General features: G+C 59.5%; 19 protein-coding genes. 10 read left to right on the top strand and 9 right to left on the bottom strand.

The annotated features are described in order from the left end of the window. Positions 1-21 precede the first annotated feature (21 nt). Both R3F07_06545 and R3F07_06540 read left to right on the top strand, forming a co-directional pair. Positions 22-1,026, top strand: coding sequence for an ABC transporter ATP-binding protein (locus R3F07_06545; protein MEZ5276019.1), 1,005 nt, complete (start codon positions 22-24; stop codon positions 1,024-1,026). Positions 1,027-1,042: 16 nt separating this feature from the next. After that, on the top strand, positions 1,043-2,047 hold the full coding sequence (locus R3F07_06540; protein ID MEZ5276018.1) for an ATP-binding cassette domain-containing protein: 1,005 nt from the start codon (positions 1,043-1,045) through the stop codon (positions 2,045-2,047). A gap of 30 nt (positions 2,048-2,077) precedes the next feature. Here R3F07_06540 and R3F07_06535 read toward each other — a convergent pair whose 3' ends face one another. After that, the gene (locus R3F07_06535) at positions 2,078-2,551 is read right to left on the bottom strand and encodes a hypothetical protein (protein MEZ5276017.1); all 474 of its coding nucleotides are present in this window, start codon (positions 2,549-2,551) and stop codon (positions 2,078-2,080) included. 197 nt (positions 2,552-2,748) lie between these two features. Between R3F07_06535 and R3F07_06530 the strand changes: the two genes are divergently transcribed. The 8 genes from R3F07_06530 (at position 2,749) to R3F07_06495 (ending at position 10,460) form a co-directional block, all read left to right on the top strand. Beyond that, positions 2,749-3,771, top strand: a complete 1,023-nt coding sequence (locus tag R3F07_06530; GenBank protein MEZ5276016.1) for an ABC transporter permease — start codon at positions 2,749-2,751, stop codon at positions 3,769-3,771. Between the two features lie 4 nt (positions 3,772-3,775). Beyond that, on the top strand, positions 3,776-4,849 hold the full coding sequence (locus tag R3F07_06525; GenBank protein MEZ5276015.1) for an ABC transporter permease subunit: 1,074 nt from the start codon (positions 3,776-3,778) through the stop codon (positions 4,847-4,849). A 5-nt stretch (positions 4,850-4,854) separates the two neighbouring features. After that, complete coding sequence (locus R3F07_06520; protein ID MEZ5276014.1) at positions 4,855-6,930, top strand: extracellular solute-binding protein; 2,076 nt, start codon at positions 4,855-4,857, stop codon at positions 6,928-6,930. 69 nt (positions 6,931-6,999) lie between these two features. Next, complete coding sequence (locus R3F07_06515; GenBank protein ID MEZ5276013.1) at positions 7,000-7,989, top strand: ABC transporter ATP-binding protein; 990 nt, start codon at positions 7,000-7,002, stop codon at positions 7,987-7,989. After that, positions 7,962-8,975: an ATP-binding cassette domain-containing protein gene (locus R3F07_06510; protein MEZ5276012.1), complete on the top strand. Its 1,014-nt coding sequence runs from the start codon at positions 7,962-7,964 to the stop codon at positions 8,973-8,975. Before R3F07_06515 ends, R3F07_06510 begins: the two co-directional genes overlap by 28 nt. Before the next feature lie 90 nt (positions 8,976-9,065). After that, positions 9,066-9,344 (top strand): hypothetical protein, encoded by a 279-nt coding sequence (locus R3F07_06505; protein MEZ5276011.1) that lies wholly within the window; start codon positions 9,066-9,068, stop codon positions 9,342-9,344. Between the two features lie 49 nt (positions 9,345-9,393). Further along, positions 9,394-9,912 (top strand): hypothetical protein, encoded by a 519-nt coding sequence (locus R3F07_06500; GenBank protein ID MEZ5276010.1) that lies wholly within the window; start codon positions 9,394-9,396, stop codon positions 9,910-9,912. Then, positions 9,909-10,460 carry a hypothetical protein gene (locus R3F07_06495; protein MEZ5276009.1) on the top strand — a complete coding sequence of 184 codons (552 nt, stop codon included), beginning with the start codon at positions 9,909-9,911 and terminating at the stop codon, positions 10,458-10,460. Before R3F07_06500 ends, R3F07_06495 begins: the two co-directional genes overlap by 4 nt. Before the next feature lie 371 nt (positions 10,461-10,831). Here R3F07_06495 and R3F07_06490 read toward each other — a convergent pair whose 3' ends face one another. From R3F07_06490 to R3F07_06455, 8 genes are all read right to left on the bottom strand, one after another. Next, entirely contained in the window at positions 10,832-12,268 is a 1,437-nt protein-coding gene (locus R3F07_06490) for a sulfatase-like hydrolase/transferase (GenBank protein MEZ5276008.1), read from the bottom strand. Between the two features lie 9 nt (positions 12,269-12,277). After that, positions 12,278-12,463, bottom strand: coding sequence for a hypothetical protein (locus R3F07_06485; GenBank protein MEZ5276007.1), 186 nt, complete (start codon positions 12,461-12,463; stop codon positions 12,278-12,280). Beyond that, a complete protein-coding gene (locus R3F07_06480; GenBank protein ID MEZ5276006.1) occupies positions 12,460-13,389 on the bottom strand; it encodes a VOC family protein in 930 nt (309 codons plus the stop codon). Before R3F07_06480 ends, R3F07_06485 begins: the two co-directional genes overlap by 4 nt. Positions 13,390-13,520: 131 nt before the next feature. Then, positions 13,521-13,859: a P-II family nitrogen regulator gene (locus tag R3F07_06475; GenBank protein ID MEZ5276005.1), complete on the bottom strand. Its 339-nt coding sequence runs from the start codon at positions 13,857-13,859 to the stop codon at positions 13,521-13,523. A 97-nt stretch (positions 13,860-13,956) separates the two neighbouring features. Continuing rightward, positions 13,957-15,321: an ammonium transporter gene (locus R3F07_06470; protein MEZ5276004.1), complete on the bottom strand. Its 1,365-nt coding sequence runs from the start codon at positions 15,319-15,321 to the stop codon at positions 13,957-13,959. Positions 15,322-15,730: 409 nt separating this feature from the next. Next, positions 15,731-16,690 (bottom strand): transposase, encoded by a 960-nt coding sequence (locus R3F07_06465; protein MEZ5276003.1) that lies wholly within the window; start codon positions 16,688-16,690, stop codon positions 15,731-15,733. A gap of 442 nt (positions 16,691-17,132) precedes the next feature. Next, positions 17,133-17,534, bottom strand: a complete 402-nt coding sequence (locus R3F07_06460; protein MEZ5276002.1) for a DUF4279 domain-containing protein — start codon at positions 17,532-17,534, stop codon at positions 17,133-17,135. 1 nt (position 17,535) lies between these two features. Beyond that, a complete protein-coding gene (locus R3F07_06455; GenBank protein ID MEZ5276001.1) occupies positions 17,536-19,425 on the bottom strand; it encodes an RHS repeat-associated core domain-containing protein in 1,890 nt (629 codons plus the stop codon). Positions 19,426-20,640: the final 1,215 nt, after the last annotated feature.

Genomic DNA, 20,640 nt, shown 5'->3' with positions numbered 1-20,640 from the left:
CGATCGCTTCCCCACTTCAACATGACCCCGGACGAAGCCATGCCTCTGCTCAGCGTTGAAGATCTCAGGACGTATTTCCACACCCGCGATGGTGTGGTCAAAGCCGTGGATGGCGTCTCCTTTTCCGTGGAGCAGGGTGAGACCCTCGGCATCGTCGGGGAGTCGGGATCCGGCAAATCGGTGACCTGCTACTCCATCATGGGGCTGATCCCGCAACCACCGGGCCGGATTGAAAGCGGCCGGGCGCTCTTTGACGGAATCGACCTGCTCTCCTGCCCCGCCCGGGAACTCCGCAAGATCCGGGGAAAACGGATCTCCATGATCTTCCAGGATCCGATGACTTCGCTCAATCCCTACATGAAGATCTCGGACCAGCTGCTCGAGCCCGTGCTGACCCACCAACCGGAGCTGTCCAGGGATTGGGCTCTCGGCCTCGCCATTGATGCCCTGACCGAGGTCGGCATCCAGGACGCGGCCAAGCGGATTCATTTCTACCCTCACGAGTTCTCCGGGGGGATGCGACAGCGGGTCATGATCGCCATGGCCCTGATTACCAAGCCCGAGCTGCTCATCGCGGACGAACCGACAACCGCCCTCGATGTGACCGTCCAGGCCCAGATCCTGGAGTTGATCCGGCGTTTGCAGAATGAACTGGGCACCGCCGTCATCTTCATCACCCACGATCTCGGCGTGGTCGCGGGTCTCTGCGATCGGGTCCAGGTCATGTATGCGGGACGCATCGTCGAGACGGCCGGAACTGATGGTGTCTACAAGGATCCCAAACATCCCTACACCAAAGCCCTCCAGCAGTCCATCCCCTCTCTGCAATCCAAGGGGGCCGAGTTGTTCACCATTCCCGGCCTCCCGCCCGACCTCTCCAAGGAAGTCACGGGCTGTTCCTTCGCACCGCGCTGCAGTGAGGTGGTCGACCGGTGCCGGATCGATTCCCCGGCCCTGAAAGCCGTCAAGGATACCCACCAAACGTCCTGCCTCCGCTGCCAGGCCGGCGAGATTCTGATGCCCTGATTCCCCCCGGTTGAACATGCCCGAGACCGAAGCCAGCCCGCCCGACAATATCCTTGAACTGAAGGACCTGAAGTCCCATTTCCCCATCTACAAGGGCACCTTGATCAAGCGGCTTTCCGGCACGGTCAAGGCCGTCGACGGGGTCACTCTCTCCATCCGTCGTGGCGAAGTCGTCGGCCTGGTCGGCGAATCCGGGTGTGGCAAATCCACCCTCGCCCGCACCATCCTGCAACTGGTGCCAACCACCGGGGGAACGGTGGTTCTCGAAGGCAGAAACCTGGTGAATCTCTCCAGTGCGGAATTGCGCAAGGTGCGGACCGGACTGCAGATGGTTTTCCAGGATCCCTACGCCTCGCTCAATCCGCGGATGACGGTCTTCGACACCCTGGCCGAGCCACTCATCGCCCACGACCGCTGCACCCGGAATGCAGTGGCCCACGAAGTGGCGCAGTTGATGGAAACCGTGGGTCTGTCCCCGCGCTTCATGCGCAAATACCCGCACGAATTCTCGGGGGGCCAGCGACAACGAATCGCGGTTGCCCGGGCCCTCGCGCTGAAGCCCAGCCTGATCATCGCCGACGAACCCGTTTCCGCTCTCGATGTTTCCATCCAGGCGCAGATCCTCAATCTCCTCTCCCGCCTGACTCGGGAAATGAATCTGAGCATGATCTTTATCGCCCACGATCTTTCGGTCGTGAAGCATATCTCCGATCGGATCGCCGTCATGTACCTGGGCAAGGTGGTCGAGATCGGCGAGGCCATCGATGTGATCGAAAATCCCCGCCACCCCTATACCCAGGCACTGGTCAGCGCGATTCCCATCCCCGACCCCGAGATCGAGCGCTCACGCAAGCGGATCGTCCTGCCGGGCGATCCTCCGTCACCGCTCAATCCACCGGCCGGGTGCACATTTCACCCCAGGTGCCCGCACGCCATCGAGGCCTGCCGCGGCGAAGTGCCGCCCCTGAAAAAAACCGGACCCGATCACGAGGCCGCCTGCATCCGTATCGGGGAAATCTGAGACCGGGGAGGTGAGCCCCCGAGACTCCTCTCAATCGCCGATCTCACGGATGGCCTTGAGTGCCGATCCGACCACGGTCCGGAAATCGATCGCTCCCGGATTCGGTCGGTCGACCGCACCCCCGGGGGCCTGGGAACTGAAAAAGCGGTCGGCGCTGCGCTTTTCGTAAAAAGTCTCCGCCGCCAGTTTCGGATCCAGTTCCTCAAGCCGGCCCAACATCGCCTGCCATCCCGCATCGGACAGGCGGGCATCAAGCGACTGCCTCAGCGTCAGCTTGTCACTGTAAACATTGAAGGCTGCCATTTCCACGACGTCGTCTTCCATCCCTACAAAGATCGGGTGTTCCTTCTTTTCAGGTACGACCGTCTCCTGGAAAAGATGACTGATTTCTCCGGATGAGAAAAGGGGCATGCCCGCCTCAACCGTCGGGGTCGGCTTGGAGACCGGGGCCGGTCCGTCGGTCCGGGAACCGGATTCATCCGTCCCCTGAACTGCCGATCCCATCGTCAGAAAAACGACGACCAGAGCCCGGCATCTCCCTCTCTTCTTCATAATTCCAACTTATCGGGCTCAGAACCCGCTTCAAGCGGAAAGGCGAGATTGATCGACCCATCAGGGCCCTTCCATTTCGGATTGCCCCGGCGCCATAAAGACGTTGGCATCTGCCCGGACGCTGTGTTTTCCGGCGTTCTCATTCAGGAATGCGTGATTATTTCCTCAGGCGTCTCATCCTTATCCCGCCCACCCTTTTTGGTGTGACCATTCTGGTCTTCATCATCACCCGGTTCGTTCCCGGAGGTCCGCTGGAGCGTGCCATGATGGAAGCCCAGATGATGGATGCCCAGAGCGGACGCACCTCGGGCATGACCGGACAGAGTCAGGCCCTCTCCGACGAACAGATACAGCAGCTGAAGGAATACTACGGCTTCGACAAACCCGTCCTGGTCAGTTACTTTCAATGGGTCGGCAAAGTCCTGATCGGCGATCTGGGCAGCAGCTACCGCTACAATGAATCGGTCTGGAGCATCATCCGCTCGCGTTTTCCGGTCTCGATCTTCTACGGTATTCTCACCCTGATCATAACCTATGCGGTCTGTATTCCTCTGGGAATAGTCAAGGCGATCAAGCACCGCACCCTCCTCGACAACAGCACTTCGATTGTCATTTTCATGGGCTACGCCGTACCCGGTTATGTGCTGGGGGCACTCCTTCTCCTCTTCTTCTCGGCCCGTCTTGAGTGGTTTCCCATGGGCGGATTCACCAGCATCTACTTTGAGGACCTGACGACCTGGGAGCAGACCAAGGACCTCTTCCATCACGCCGTTCTCCCCCTCTGCTGCTACCTCGTCGGGAGCTTCGCCGTGACTACCATGCTGATGAAAAACCATCTCATGGACAACCTTTCGGCCGACTATATGCGGACGGCCGTCGCCAAGGGTGTCACCTTCGAAAAGGCCGTCTTCAACCATGCCCTCCGCAATTCGCTCATTCCGATTGCCACGACCTTCGGCCAGAACATCACCCTGATCGTCGGAGGGTCTTTTCTTATCGAGACCATCTTTGACATCAACGGATTCGGCCTCCTCGGCCTGACCGCGATCTTCGACCGCGACTACCCGGTCGTCATGGGGGTGGTTTTCCTCTCCTCCCTGCTCCTGCTGATCGGCAATATCCTTTCCGACTTCCTTGTTGCCCTGATCGACCCACGAATCCGGTTCCGTTGACCCGATGCGACTCAATCCGCTCACTGCGAAAAAGCTAAGACGCTTCCGCCAGATCCGGCGGGGCTATTTTTCGCTGATCACGCTCGTCGCCCTCGTGGTGCTTTCCCTCTTTGCCGAGCTTTTCATCAACAACCGGGCCCTCGCCGTGCGCTACGACGGGCATTGGAGTTTCACCACCTATTCCCGCCTCAGGCTCGGAGCAGAGTTCGGCCTGACCGGCGACAAGGCACAGATCCCCGTCAACTACCGCGAGTTGAAGGACCATTTCGAAGCGGAGGGCGCCGGTAACCGGGTCATCCTGCCCCTCATTCCGTTCGGCGCCTATGAAAACGATGCCTATGAAGGTGTCTTCAAGCCGTCACCTCCCTCCTGGCAGACCCGGCACCTTCTCGGAACCGATTCGACGGGACGCGACATCCTGGCCCGCCTCGTCTTCGGATTCCGCATCGCCATCTTCTTTGCCCTCGCCTTCATGGCGCTGACCTACCTGATCGGCATCACCATCGGCTGCCTGATGGGTTACTTCGGCGGCATCTTCGACCTGGTATTCCAACGACTGATCGAGATCTGGTCCAATATCCCGTTCCTTTACATGGTGATCATTGTCTTTTCGGTCATCCCCGCTTCCTTCGCCATTTCCACCCGGATCCTCATCCTGCTCAGCATCATGGTTCTCTTCTCCTGGACAGGGATGACCTACTATATGCGAACCGCGACCTACCGCGAGAAATCGCGCGACTACGCCGCAGCTGCCATCGTCCTCGGTGCCAGTACGCCCAGAATCATCTTCAACCATATCCTGCCCAACACCGTCTCGACCATCGTCACCTTCATGCCCTTTTCAGTCGTGGCCGGGATCACCGCCATCACGGCACTGGATTTCCTGGGATGGGGACTTCCCCCACCCACCCCGAGCATCGGCGAACTCCTCAAACAAGGCACCGCCAGTCTGACCACCGCCCCCTGGATTGTCAGCTCGGCCTTTGCCGCACTGGTCTTTGTTCTCACTTTGGTCACCTTCATCGGCGAAGCCGTGCGCGAAGCCTTTGACCCGAAAAAATACACCACTTACCGGTAATACCCATGAAACACGACAAACCACTCTTCCTTGCCCTGCTCGCTGCATCGAGCCTTCTCTTCCTCGCCGGATGTGGAAAATCCAACTCGGCCGAGACCGACACCGCAGAAGCACCCGCTCAGGATGTCTTTCCCGAGATGGAGGCCTACTACGCCACCAAGGTTTCCCTGCCGGCGGCGGTTTTCGAGGACCTCGAAGCCGGCCGCATCACCCAGGAGGAGGTTGATGAGAAGGCGGCCGCCGGTGCCTATCCCAGGTTCTTCCGCTTCGCCACTCCCGAAGATATTCCCGCCGGCCTGGTCTGGGAGGATGGAAGCGACCTGCCGGAAATCGGTTCGCCCAAGGCGATCAAGGGAGGAACCCGATACCAGGCCCTCCAGGATTTTCCGCGCACCCTGCGCCGAATCGGCCCCGATTCCAACGGGGGATTCCGTCCCTATATCCTCGACGACGTCGTCATGCAATTTGCGCGCCGTCATCCCAACGACACCTCGATCGGGCCCGACGGCTTCCGCTATATACCCGGCATCGCCGAGTCCTGGGCCTCCGACAAGGCGAACAAGACCGTCTACGTGAAGATCAACCCGGCCGCCCGATGGTCGGACGGACCGCCCATCACCGCGGATGACATGATGTTCACCTTCTTCTTCTACCAGTCGTCCTACATCAAGGCACCCTGGTACAACAATTTCTACAACCGCAACTACTCCAATATCACCAAGTACGACGACCTGACGTTCTCGATCACCCTGCGGGAGGCCAAACCGGATTTTGCCAGCCGGGTCCTCGAACTGGAACCCCAGCCCAGGCATTTCTATCGGGAGATGGGGGAGGATTTCGCCGAGCGCTACCAGTGGCGGTTTGTTCCGACGTCCGGGGCCTACGTCGTCCGGGACGAGGATATCAAGAAGGGCCGCTCGATCGCCCTGACCCGGCTCAAGGACTGGTGGGCAAAGGACCTGAAGAGCTGGCGTTACCGCTACAATTATGATCGTATCCACTTTTCGGTGATACGGGACACCGCCAAGATGTTTGAGACCTTCCGCAAGGGGGAACTCGACGCCTTCGGCCTGAATCTGGCCGAATTCTGGTACGACAAACTCCCCAACGATGACCCGCTCGTGGCCAACGGCTATGTGAAAAAGGCCACGTTCTACAATGACACTCCCCGGCCGACCTACGGCCTCTGGATGAACGAGTCCCGTCCCTTCCTCGACAATCGCGATGTCCGGGTGGGCATCCAGTACGCCACCAACTGGGACCTGGTCATTGAGAAATTCTACCGGGGCGACTACACCCGGATGCGCACCACCTCCGACGGCTACGGGGAGTTCACCTCGTCCACCATCGAACCGAGGGGTTATTCCGTCGACAAGGCGCTGGAATCCTTCGCCAAGGCGGGCTTTACCAAGCGCGACACGGACGGCGTCCTCCTCAATGCCGAGGGCCAGCGCCTTTCCTTCACCCTGACCACCGGCTACGAGGCCCTCAAGGACATCCTGACCATTCTTCGCGAGGAAGCCCTCAAGGCCGGACTGGAGTTCCGCCTCGAAGTTCTCGACGGCACGGCGGCGTGGAAGAAAGTCCAGGAGAAGAATCACGACATCCAGTTCTCCGCTTTCGGCGTCTCCCCGGAAATGTATCCGCGTTATTGGGAAACCTACCATTCGGTCAATGCCTACGATCGCGCCTTCCTGCCCGACGGCACCGTCAACCCGGCCCGCAAGCCAAAGACCCAGACGAACAACCTTCAATCCATCGCCGACACCAGGCTGGACCGGCTGATTGAGAAGTATCGGGCTTCCGAGGACGTCGAGGAGATGAAGCGGCTCGCATTCGAGATGGAAGAGATCCTCTACGAGGACGCCAGTTTCAGCCCGGGATTCGTGGCCCCGTTCTACCGGGTCGGCTACTGGCGCTGGATCCACTGGCCCGACGACTTCAACGTCAAGATAAGCCAGAGCGCCGGGGAATACTTCCTCGACTGGATGAACGTGGAGGAAAAGAAGGAAACACTCGACGCCCGCCGAAAGGACGAGAAATTCCCGGTCGAGATCAAGGTCTACGACCAGTATAAGTGATTCGCCCCGGAAGTCTTCGAGAGACACCCAACGTTCGCGCCTTTCCTGCATTCACCCACCCCTGACACCGTGGAAGACAACCTCCTTGAAGTCCGAGATCTCGTGACCGGATTCGACACCGACGCCGGCCTCGTCCGGGCGGTGGACGGAGTCAGCTTCTCGGTGCCCCGAGGCAAGACCCTGGGAATTGTCGGCGAGTCCGGATGCGGCAAGAGCGTGACCGCCCTGTCCATCATGCGTCTTCTGCCCCAGCCGATGGGACGGATTCTGGGCGGCCAGATCCGTCTCGATGGCGAGGATCTGGTCCAGCTCGATCACGATACCATGCGCGGAATCCGTGGGTCGCGGATCGGGATGATTTTCCAGGAGCCGATGTCGGCGCTCAACCCCGTTCACCGAATCGGCAAGCAACTTTGCGAGGTCTACCTCGAGCACATGGACATCACCCCCCAGATGGCGATGAATCTGGCCATAGAGCTGCTCGGCCACGTCGGCATCCCCTCCCCGGAGATCCGGGTGGGCGAATACCCCCATCAGCTATCGGGAGGCATGCGCCAGCGGGTGGTCATCGCCATGGCGCTGGCCTGCAAACCGTCACTCGTCATCGCCGACGAGCCGACCACCGCCCTCGACGTCACCATTCAGGCCCAGATCCTCGAACTGATGCAGAAGCTGCAGTTTGAAATGGGCATGTCGATCATCCTCATCACCCACGACCTCGGGGTGATCGCCGAGACCTGCGACGAGGTGGTCGTCATGTATGCCGGCCGCGTGGCCGAAAGCGGACCGGTCCGGGAGATCTTCCAGAATCCCAAACACCCCTACACCAAGGGTCTCCTGCACTCCATTCCCCGCCTCGATCATCCGCACAAAACCCGGTTGAGCATCATCGAAGGCATGGTCCCCGGCCTGCTCGACCTTCCCGCCGGTTGCCGCTTCCAGAACCGCTGCCCTTTCCGGGAAGACCGGTGTGCCGAGGCGCCACCTCCGCTCGACGTGGCCTCCACTGGACATGAAGTGGCCTGTTTTCGATGGAACGAGATCCCGCCCGCCTCATGAGCGATCCCGCCCAACCCATCCTTTCGGTCAAGGACCTGCAGATGCACTTCCCGGTCAAGGGCGGCGTCTTCCTGACCGCCCAGGCCGTCTGCCGGGCCGTCGACGGGGTTTCCCTCGACATCATGCCGGGCGAGACCCTTGGTCTCGTGGGCGAGTCGGGATGCGGCAAATCCACCCTGGGCAAATGCATCGTCCGTCTCCTCAAACCAACCTCCGGTTCAGTCCATTACGAAGGTGCCGATCTGGCGACGCTTTCCAATCGGCAGCTCAAACCCTTGCGGCGGCAGATCCAGATGATCTTCCAGGATCCGGCCGACTCTCTTAACTCGCGGCACACCGTCCGCGGCATCCTCGAAGAGCCCTTCATCATCCAGAAGATCGGCAGCGCCGAATCGCGCCGCAAACGGATCGATGAGCTTCTCTCCCTCGTCGGACTGCCCACCACCGCGGCGGACCGGTTTCCCTTTGAGTTTTCCGGCGGCCAACGGCAACGCATCGGCATCGCCCGGGCCATCGCCCTCAACCCCAAACTGATCATCTGCGACGAACCGGTCTCGGCCCTCGATGTCTCCATTCAGAGCCAGATCCTCAACCTGATGCTCGAATTGCAGGCGTCGTTCAAGCTGTCCTACCTTTTCATCGCCCACGACCTCGCCGTGGTGAAGCATATCTCCGACCGGATCGCCGTCATGTACCTGGGACGGATCGTCGAACTCGCCGGGGCCGAAGCCATCCACCGCTCACCCCGTCACCCCTACACCCGGGCCCTCATTTCCGCCATCCCGGTTCCTGATCCGAACCAGAAGCGCAAACGCATCGTTCTCTCCGGCGACGTCCCGTCGCCGATCAATCCGCCGGCCGGATGTCCCTTTCACACCCGCTGTCCCCATGTCAAGGAGGTCTGCTGCCAAGAGGTCCCGAAGCTGCGGGAAGTGACGAGCGACGATGGGATTCCCCATCAGGTCTCCTGTCACTTCGATCTCTGAAAATGGTGTGATTCCCGGATTGATTCCCTCCATTCTCCGATCAATCTCTCCACCAAACCCACCGCGCTTCCACCTCTTCCCCACCGGACCATGGCCGACGAAAAGAAAAAACCATTCTTCAGCCGCTTCAAGATCGCCTTTGTCATCATCGCAATCATTCTCATTCCGCTGGTCATGGATCAGCTGGAATTGAGCAGGGAGGACGTCAAGATCGCCGGCCGGGTCTGCGCCGGTATCGCCGGTATTTTCACCCTCTACGGCATCTTCACGAAGATGTTGCGGCTCTTCTCCTTCGTCATCTTCGCCCTTATCGTTCTCGCCGTCCTCGTTTCCGAGGGAATCATCCAGGCCCCGCACCTCATCCCTTGACCTGAGGGACCGACGGAGACGCCGGCGACCGTTCATCGAGGGATTCGCCTTGCCCTTACCGGAAGATCACCGCCCCTCGCCCCTGCCCTACCCCGACGCCAAGCCGGTCGGGGCCGCCGATTTCTACTTTGCCATCAACGCCACCTTCCGCTTCATCGGTCAACGGCTCGGGATCGAAGGGTTGCGGCGTTACTGGACGGATTTGGGACGCGGGTATTTCCGCCCTGTATCCATAAAATGGAAGCACGAGGGGCTGGCCGGGGTGGCTGCCTACTGGCGGGCCTTCTTCCGGGCCGAACCCGGAGCCGAGGTCGAGGTGACCGAATCCGCCGACCGGGTGGAGATTGAAGTTCGGGTCTGTCCGGCCATCACGCACCTGCGCCGGGGGGGACGCGCCATCTTTCCCCAATTCTGCCAGCATTGCTATTTCCAGGAAGAAGCCATGGCCGCCGCCGCCGGGATGGCCATGCGCCTGGAAGGCGGCAACGGCTCATGTCGCCACACCTATCGCCTGAGCCGGCCCGATCTGCCGGCTCAGGACCTCAACACCATCGCGGAGGCCTCATGATAGGAGTCTACGATTTCTGCGGCCACTACGAGTGGACCTTCAACTGGCTCGACCGGGAAGGCGGGCACGGTCTCGTCCTGGCCTACTGGGACGAAGCCATCCATCAGGACTCGCAGCAACATGCCGCCGATCTTATCCTCGGCCGCGGTTTTGCCGGGATGCGCGAATACTGGGGACACACCCTGGCCGAGGAGGCCGCCGGTTACGCGGTCAGCGAGACCGATCGGGTCTTCCGGATCGACATGCATGAGTGTCCGTCGAAGGGATTCCTCCTTCGGAACGGCCTCGAACAGTATCCGGACTACTGCGACCACTGCATGGGCTGGATCGGGCCCCTGCTCAGTCGGGCCGGCTATGTGATCGACCATCAGCACAACCACCTGGGCCGTTGCTGGTGGGAGATTCGCAAAGCGGACGACCCGGCCCCGCCCTCAGCACCCGGGAGTCTCGCCGGCGAAAACGATGTCCGCCTGAGGCCCGACTGGGCGGCGGATGATCCGAAGGTGGACACCTACGTGCGGGCCAATCATCCGGACGTGAAGAGCTGAGAGATCGGGGATGGCACCAACCAATTCTCCGGCTCAGGCCCGTGGTTTTCTAATCTTTCGTTCGTCTGGTGTAGTCGCCCCAGTCCCTTGGGGCGTTTCGACGTGGATTCGCGGCAAGAGACTGCCGCGTCTAACCCCTGATCCATCCTGCATACCCCTTATCATTGCCATTCCTGAGTGATCCGTTCGTAAAATGGAGGACGATTCAACCGCAGGCGGTGGCGGCCGATAGACAGGGAAGAGAGATCCGCCATGCATTTCATTCGAATCCATCGAACCGAAATCCTCATCGCCCTGGCCTGCCTCGGCCTGCTGGTGACGGCCTTGCCTTTCGGCATCTGGCCCTTCTGACACCGATCCCGGCCTGTCGCTCAATAAGGCCAGGTGCGTGGCAACGGGCGTTCAACCGCCACGATCTTCTCCAGGAGGGCTCGGCGCATTTCGGCGAGCACCTCCAGACAATCGGCCCGATTCGCCAGGTCCTCGTATTCGCCGGGGTCTTTCGCCAGATCCCACAGACTTTCGGATCCGTCCGCACACACCCGGTAGCGATAGCGATCCGTCCGGAGTGTCTTCCAGCCGTCCGCCTCCATCAGGACCGAATTCTTGCCCACGGCGGCTGAACGGGTGAGCCCCGGTGCCAGGCTCGAACCCTGCAGGTGGCCCGGAACCGGGATTCCCGCCAATTCGAGCAGGGTCGGCAGGACGTCGACCGCTTCGACCAAACCACCTTCGGAACGCCCGGGACGGTCCACAACGCCAGGATAGCGAAAAAGCAACGGTACCCGCGCGATCGAATCGTCGCCCGGCGCCCCTTTCCCGAACCTGAGGTGATCACCCAGCCATTCACCGTGATCCGACGTGAAGACCACGATGGTATCCTCCTCAAGATCCAGCTCCTTGAGGCAATCAAGGATTCGGCCCACCTGGGCGTCCACTTCGCTTACCATGGCATAATAACCGTGGCATGCGGACCTGAGTTGCTCGTCCGAATAGAGACATTCCGGCCCCTCCGTTCGCGGCCGGGCGTCGTTGACGCTCTGCGGATACTTCGGCAAAGGCAGCGTCTCCGGGTCATACAGATTCAGGTATTCCTGGGGGACGATCCAAGGGGCGTGCGGCGAATAAAAACCCGCAATACAAAAGAACGTCTCGTCGCGGCTCCGCCGCATGAACTCCATGGTCTGTTCCGCGACAAAGGCCGAATGAGTGACCCCGGCGGAGCACCGTGCCGGCTGGGCTCCCTTGAAATCGAAGCGTTGACCCACTTCCGGATGGACGACCGGATCCGCGATTCCCATCACTTCATGAAACACGGCGCGCGCCGGCGGCAATCCGGGCGAAATCAAGTCCAGCTGATCGGGAGCAACCCGGGATACCCAGGCATGATAGGCGTCTTCATAACAACCTGGTTCATCGGAGATACAGAGGTGATCAAAATCGTACTTAGGATGAGGATCCCGGTGATTGCGGTTGGCGTGGGGCAGGAAGTGAAGCTTGCCCAGATTCGCACACCGGTATCCGGCACGGCCAAAGAGGGTCGCCGCTGTCTCCGTATCTTCCGGCACGGGAACACCCATGTGGGTGATCTTGAGCGCGGATGGATACTGACCCGACAGAAAGCTGACCCGGCTGGGCATACAGACCGGATTCTGGACAAAATGGCGGACGAAGCTGACGCCTTCCGCGGCCAACCGGTCCAGATGCGGAGTTAGGATCGCCCTGTTTCCATTCGCGCCAAGTGCATCCCAGCGTTGCTGATCCGTATAGAGAATCAGGACATTCGGACGCCGGGACTTCGAATTCATGGCGCCCGATCAGTGCCAGACTTTGCCAATCGAGATACTGCTGCCATGGGTCCCGTAAGATCCACCATAGTAGCCTCCATTCGGTCCCATCTGACTGAATCCCACACTCATCGCCACATTGCCGGTCTCGCAACCGCTCAGAAAAAGAACGGCGGCCATCCCTGCCAGGACAAAAATCACTCGTCGGATTCTCATGGCTGCACCTCCTCTTCCGTCTGCAACGGCCATTGCTGGATTCCAAAGACCCCACCACCCGGGTCGGCGAGAACCGCCGCCACCCGGCCGTTCGTCTCGTCGGGTGCGATCAGGACTCGTCCCCCTAATGCCACCGCCCGCTCGGCAATCGCCGAGGGGTCGTCAACCGCGATATAGGACAACCAATGAGGACGGACACCGTCGTAGGGAATCACCACGAGACCGGCCTGTCGTTCGCCACCCACTCCGATGATCCGGTAGCTCGGGTCAATCCCCTCAGGGGTCGGCACTCGCCTGTAGCCGACGGTCTGTTCATAGAACGGCAGGGAAATCGCTTCATCCGCCGACCACAATTCCGTCCAGAAAAAGGTGCCCGGAGCCCCCGTGGGCGGCGTCGGGGTGCCGTTGCGGGTTTCCAGCAGCAGAACCGGAGCTTCCTCGGCATCTTCAACCACTGCCACCCGACCCCGATCCGGCAGGTCGACCGGCGCCCGAAGAACCGTCCCGCCATCAGCGAATCGCGCGGCCACCGCATCGACATCCTCAACCAGGAGATTCGGCACCCACTGGGTAGTGACGTCTCTCGTGCGGTCTTCATCCATCAAAACGAACCCCGCCACCGGCCTCCCGTCGAGCCGGGCGAGTTGGAAATTGCCGTAGTCCACGGACGCATCGAATTCCCACCCGAAAAGGGACTCATAGAACGGTCGGACCCGGTCGATATCGGCGACAAAGAGATCCCGCCAGACAATCCGCCCCGCCTGGGAAGCGGCGCCGGCATCGACCATGAGAGCAGGCAGAACCGGCGGCTTGTTGACCGAACATCCGGAAAGGACGAATCCGAGGACCACCGCGGAGACCAACCCGGTCAACCACCCGAACCCGAATACCCGGTCGTAGGAAAAACGTTTGTGGCGTCCCAACATGCCAAACCAGTGTGCCGGTCGGCCGTCGCGAAGCGAGCCTTCTTTGACTCGAAGTCCCGCAACCAGCCGCCAAAAAAACGGTCGGTCCGCCAGGCGGACCGACCGTTGACAGGACTGATTGGGTCTGCAGATCAGACCGCGCCGTCGCCGCGCTCGTCGGTCCGGATCCGGACCGCCTCGTCGATCGGAACCACGAAGACCTTGCCGTCCCCGATCTTTCCGGTCTTGGCGCCCTTGACGATCGTCTCGACGGTCTTGGCGACCAGTTCGTCGACGACGACGATTTCGATTTTGACCTTGGGCAGGAAGTCCACGGTGTATTCGCTGCCGCGATAGATCTCGGTATGGCCCTTCTGGCGGCCGAAGCCCTTGACCTCGGTAACGGTCATGCCCTCGATCCCGATCTCTGAAAGCGCTTCCTTCACCTCTTCCAACTTGAAGGGTTTGATAATGGCGATGATGAGTTTCATTGAGTGCTCTTTCTTCTGCTTGATTGTGAAATGGTTCTAAGGATTGGGGCCGGGTGAAGCATATGGGCGCCGCACCCGGCTTTTAAAGCATTTTCTGTCAGCTGTTCCGACCGAAATCAGGGTAGGCTTCCATGCCATGCTCGCCGACATCAAGTCCACCGGTTTCCTCCTCCGGAGACACCCGGATTCCGACGGTGACCTTGAGGATGAAGAAGAGGATGAAGGCACAGATGAAGGTGAAGACACCGATGCTGACGATGCCGATGAGCTGGGAAACGATCTGCGCGCCACCGGCCAAGTTGCCGAAGAGCCCCACCGCAAGGGTGCCCCAGATACCGCAGACCAGATGGACCGAAAGTGCGCCCACCGGATCGTCGATCTTGATCTTGTCGAAGAAAAGAACCGAGAAGACCACCAGGCCACCGGCAATCAAACCGATGATGGTGGCGGAACCCGCCGCCATCTGATCCGCTCCCGCCGTGATGCCGACCAGACCAGCCAGCACACCGTTCAGGACCATCGAGAGGTCGGGCTTTTTCAGCACCGTCCAGGAAACGAACATCGAACCGACCGCTCCGGCTGACGCGGCGATCGAGGTGGTGACCAGCGTGAGGGAAACCAGGGCCGGATCCGCCGAGAGGACCGAACCACCGTTGAACCCGAACCAGCCGAGCCAGAGCAGAAAGACACCGATGGTGGCCAGAGGCATGCTGTGACCGAGAATCGGCTTCATCTTTCCACCCGGGAGATACTTGCCCAGACGTGGTCCGAGCAGGATCACTCCCGCCAGAGCACCCCAACCGCCGATCGAGTGAACGATGGTGGAGCCGGCAAAGTCATAAAAAGGCGTCTCCATCATGTTGAGCCAGCCACCACCCCACTTCCAGGCTCCCCCGATCGGATAGACAATCGCGACAAAGAGGGTCGAGAAGATGAGGAAGGGACCGAGCTTGATCCGCTCGGCCACGGCACCGGATACGATGGTGGCCGCCGTGGCCGCAAACATCGCCTGGAAGAGGAAATCCGTCCAGTAGGTGTAACCCGCCGCATAATCACTGGTCAGGCTCGCCGTGTCCGTGACCGAGATCCCGAAACCGGCAAAGGCGAGGATTCCCGAGGAATCATCCGCAAAACCCGGATACATCAGGTTGAACCCGATGATCGCGTAGGTCAGGATGCCGATGCACGGGATCATCGTGTTCTTGAAGAGGATATTGACTGTGTTCTTCGACTGGGTCAGTCCGGCTTCAAGGCTGGCAAATCCAAGGTGCATGATGAAGACTAGGGCGGCCGCGATCATCATCCAGAGGTTGTGCGCCGTAAACAGCGCAAACCCCGGCGACGCCGTAAAGGCTTCGTAAGGGTCAACGGCCGCAGCCGCATCCTGTCCAAACGCCGAGGCCGCCATCGTGAGGGCCGCGACTCCGGCCAGGCCGGGAAGGTATTTAGTGATTCTGCTCATGTCTTGTTTGTCTTTCGTGTGGTCAATATCTCGAGGTTGAGTTGCTCGGAATAGCGGAGGAGCAACTCGCCTTGAGCAGACACCGTGCCAGACACCTCGGGAGATTTTCACAAAAAAGGGTTCAGGCTTGAATGGCACTAAGATAAGGGGATACTTTGGCTCATAACTGGCATTTCTTGTTGGTGTATTTGTCTGGTGTAGTCGCCCCAGTCTCTTGGGGCGTGTCAACATGGGTACGCGGCAAGAGACTGCCGCGGCTACATCTCGTGATCCCTCCTGAATACCCCCTTAACTTAGTGCCATTCGAGTCAGGCTTTGTAGTTTGTAGTTCAAAGCCCAACACCCATGACTCAGGCGTTGTTTCCTGACGCGATTTCCCCGGGATTGCGCCTCGGTCGCCGCTTGTCGGCTACTTCAGCCGTCTTTGGAGTTCCCCGTCCGGATTTCGGATCCACGCCGAGACCTGCCGGCTGATCTCATGGATCGAACCCATTCCCAGGTTCTCCTTCAGCCAGGTATTCGATACGGTCGTTCTCGACTTCATCGCCGCGGCCACCGCAATCTTCCACTTCTCGAACTTGCCATCCGACGCAATGTTCTTCCGGGACTGACCCAGCTTCCTGAGCAGCACATCCAATACCTCCTGCAGAGCCGCTTCCCGCGCATCCTCCAGATCGACTTCACCCAGCCTTCTGGCCGCAGCATAGGCCTGGTGGTCTTTCAGCAGATCCTTCTTGAAGCTTTTTGTCCCGATCGCCCAGCCCTTTGACATCTGGTCAAACCGAAGTTCTTTCCTGGCCTGCTCGTCACAGGCCAACCATTCCAGATAGTCGGCGTATTTCCGCCGTCCCGCCGTCGTATCGGCCAGATTTCCCGATGACCTGAGAAATTCCTCCGGCTCAAACCACTTCTCCCGAAGTCTGGGATTGAATAGCCAACAGGCACTTGACCATGGCCATTTCGCCAGTCTGGAAACATCGCAGAGACCGGCTCGAACCGGATTCAGGTGGATGTAATGGCAGAGCGAACCGAGACTCTCGCCCGGATCGACGATCAGGCTCCTGTAGCGACCCTGGAAGAGATGTCCCTGCTCCTTCCGCAGTCGGTTGAACCGTGTGGAAAATGTCCCCTGCAGCCAACTCATCCCGTCGACCAGATTCGCCTGCGGCGTCTCGACCGCCAGATGGAAGTGGTTGGACATCACGCACCAAGCGTGTATCCGCCAATCGGTTTTCTCACAGGTTTCATTCAGGCACTTCAGGAACGCCGCCTTGGTCCGTTCCGCCTTAAAAACGTCCTGTCGGTAATTGCCACGATTGATCACGTGGTAAACCCCGCCCTCGAACTCCATCCGCAATGGTCTGGGCATTCCAAACCATCCATCCCTGCCTCAAGTCGGGTCAACTACAAACTACAAAGCCTGACCCCTTCCGATGCCCTTGACCCCTTCCGATGCCCTTCCTGAGGCGGATTTTTGGGGTCTGCCGGAAGCCTCGGTTTGGGGTGGATTTTCGGGGGTTTTCTCCGAATCAGCCGATTTTCCGCTAAGGCACTGTTCATCCGCGACTTAGGTGTATTCGCGCGGAAAACCGCGGCCGGATATGGACTATAAGCTAAAGGGTACAGTCCGAATCGGACCGCCGTTTCACGGCGTCCCGCTCCGTCCTGCGCCCCATGCTGGTGCCTTGATTGGGACCTTTTCACCGGTCGAGTTGCTCACAAGGGGGCTGCAGCGAGTTTTGTCCTACCGGACTCCTCGCCCCCTCCCGAACAACTCGACGGCATATTGCCATTACTGTTTTGGCACACAATCAATCAGCATACACTTCAAAACTCAGTCCGAGGCCGAGCTGGGCGATCCGAGAGACAATCTCCGGTGGCAGAATCCCCGCTTCAGCTTGTTCGTTTATCCGCAATGCGAGCGCTATATACCCCGTCTCTACTCCGCTAATCTCAGCGAGCGACTTCGGGTATTTAATCTTATCCAAAATACTCGCTACTGAATCTCCGATTTCGTGATGCCGGTCGAAATCATCTGCAAATAGAATCCACGCTCCGCTTTTTGCACGGCGCTCCTTGCCCGACGCCAGTCGAAGTGTTTCGCCCATGCGGTGACTGCGACTCGGTTTAGCCGAAATCGCCCTTGAGATTTCTTCAGGATCCAACTGGTCTCCGGACAATCGTAACGTAGCTGTAGGAAGTGGAAAACTCATTTTACATATCGCCGGTGATTACATTGCCAATCACTTCTCCGTCTCCGTTGATCACGTCTCCGTTGCGGTCATCGATTCTGTTCTGACCCCGTGGAGCATTTGTGGGATTCACAGGGTTACCTTTTATCCTATGAAACCTCTTTCCCAATTCTCCTCGAGGGATCCCGGTGCGTCTTGCGATCCGATCCAGCGCACCATTTACGTCACTCGTTACAGCCTCGACGCGGTTCAGAGATCCCATAGGACCATTCGCAATGCTCCGGATTGAATTTGGAGACGTTAGTCGGTTGTTGATTTCATTTATTGCAATTCCCGAAACCATTCCAGCTACAACAGCTGAACCTACAACGAGTACCGGACCGCCAACACGTGGATCCCGTAGAACCCAGATTCCAATTGCCCCCACTCCGACACCGGCCTCATAGACTCGATCGTCACTTCCTGTCGCAGCAGTAACGACAAATGGTGTCACCACTACGGTTCCATCAGATTGAGTGTGACTATATTCGCCCCCTTGTCCACTTTGGGCCAAAGAGGGACCCTCCTTCACAATGACTCCCACGGTCTCACCCCACCCGTTGACGATCTTACCTATTTTGTCGTCGATCATCACCTCCTTTCGGAAACCATCTACATTTTGCCACGCCTGCGCGCCCCTCACCGACATCGTCGAATATGATATACTGGCCCCATCGATCCAGATGAAGTTGTCCCTGTGGTCCTCTTGGCCGAAAGTGAAAGTATCCCACAACAATCGCTCATGTTCAGCCGAGAGTGAATTTTCTTCAATTGGTTGCAAATCCGGAATCATCCCGAGCAGATCCCACCGGTTGACCGGGTCGTTCCAGGTGTGGGCGTAGAGGTTCTCACCCCCGGACTCCCCGATCGGATCGCGGTGGATGAAGCGTCCGTGCTTGGGCTGGTAAAGCCTCATCCCGAAATCCACCAGACCCGACTCAATGTCCGTGAAGTTGCTCGCAAACCCGATGAAGTCCATCGACTGGACTCCGGTATTGAGCTTGTAGCCCACCGCGTTGCCGAAGGCATCGAACTGGTAGGCGCGGTAGATGTTGCCGCTGCCGTCGAGCAGGCCGGTGACGTTGCCCCGGGCATCCATCAGAGGGAAGGATGGATTGGTCCCGCGCACCATGAGCAGGCCGCCGACTCCGCCGGCGCCGTGCAGGGTGCCGGTCTTGTCCAGACCCCAGGTGTAGCTGCCCATGCGGGCATCGTTGCGGTAGACGGCGATCGCATTGAAGCCGTCGTAGACGTATTCGTAGGTGCCGGGGAAATCACCGCCCGAGGCGACCTTGCGCACCCGGCGCCCCAGGTAGTCGTAGGTGAAGCTCAGGGTGATCCCGGTCTTGGACATGCCGATGACCCGGTCCTCCAGGTCGTAGGTGTAGCTCCAGGTGCCGTCGTCGGTCAGGTTGCCGTCGTCATCGTGATTGAAATTGTATTGGTGCTCGTCTTCCTCATACCAGTTGTACTGGTTGAGACTGTTGGCCGAGTAGGTGCGGTCCTGCTGGTCATCGACGTGGTCCTCGAAGGTGCGGTTGGAGACATCGTCCCAGTTCCAGTCGCGTTCCAGGAGCTGACCCACGATCCGGTCGGCTGGCCGGAACCGTCCAGCAGCCGAGTCTTGGTCAGGTCGATTTCCCCGGCCGGTGTAGCTCCAGCTCATCTGGAAGCCGTGGGTCCAGCCGGCATCCCACTTGGTCGTGATCGGCCCGGTCACGTTTTCGGCCAAGCGGCGGCCCTCCAGGTCGTAGCCGTAGAGGTAACTTGCCCGCAGAGAGCCGTTCCAGGTCGTTTCCACCGCGTCCTCCAGCCTGCGGAACGACTGCCAGTATGTCGAGCGTTCATAGTAGCCGCTGCTGACCGAATCCACCAGGTCGGTTCCCGGCAGGTAGCTCGAGGTGAAGGCTCTCGGGACCCCCTGAGGTCTGGGGCCATTCGATTCCCTTGATTCGGGGCTGAACCATGTCGAATCAACTACAAACTACAAAGCCTGACTCTCTCCGATCGGTCCTCCCCCATCCTACGGGACGGCTGTGGGCCCTTCTGATTGCCCCCAGCAAATATTGAGGGGCTGTTGCCCCGAATCGCACCAAGATAAGCGGAATGCCGCCGAATCTCTGGTTTGCGGACGGCCACGGGGTCATTGCGCAAATCATTGCACGCCCGTGCGATGATTGCGCTTTGACCCCCTTGAAGGCGGGACCGTCCTTCGTCCTGGCAGGGCCTTATCTTAGTGCCATTCAGGGCTGACCCCATTTGCCCCCACAACCACGAACCGGTGTTCGCGCAGAACTGAGAGCCCCGGCAGCGCCGAGCTGCGCGCCGAAGGCGCACTTTCTCTTGCATTTCCGCCCCCTCCGGCTGGCACCCTCCAACCATGGAAAATCCCGCTACCAGCTTCAGACTCCTGGCCAAAGTCCCAGAGGGCCGGAAAGCGACTTCCTATCAGCAAGCCGGAAGCGCACTGGGGTACAATCGGTAACACGCTGGATTTCAATGTTGTATCTTCGCGATACGGGGTTAGTTTATCTTATCCTAGTCACGATGCTCTTCAGCTGACCTAATCCACCTGGATGCATGAGCTTTTTTCTTTGGAACTGGCGCCCGTCGATCAGCGGACTGCCGCTTGACGTCTAGTGAATCCGCGGTCGCGAGCGTTCGCTGCCACCGGTGTGGTGGCTCTTGTTCTGGCGGGATTCCTTATCAAGGTTTTCCTCGCGACTAGGGACCGATCCGAAACAGCCACTGCAACCGCCCCACAGTTCTCGGTGGCAATCCCATCGAAGGCGGACTTTCAAAATGAGAGTACCGAGTATCCCTCTCTCCAGGCGAACGTCGAAGAGTTGGTGGGGGTTATCGTCATATCGGAAGTCCGTCCCGTTGACACAGGGGTCGGCTGGGAGCGTGTCCTGATCGTAGAAAGGCAAACCCGTCCGCACCTGGTCAGGACAACTGAGACCTGGTCTCACCATCCGGACGATCCGCGTGCCAGAAGACTCAGCGTTCCGGTGATCTCCGATGCTCTACATGTCCTCGTACGGTTCAGCACCGATCTCAACAACGAACAACGCGGGCTCTTTACCCG

The organism is Opitutaceae bacterium (genome assembly GCA_041395105.1).
GTDB lineage: Bacteria > Verrucomicrobiota > Verrucomicrobiia > Opitutales > Opitutaceae > B12-G4.
This window is presented reverse-complemented; position numbering and strand designations above follow the sequence as displayed.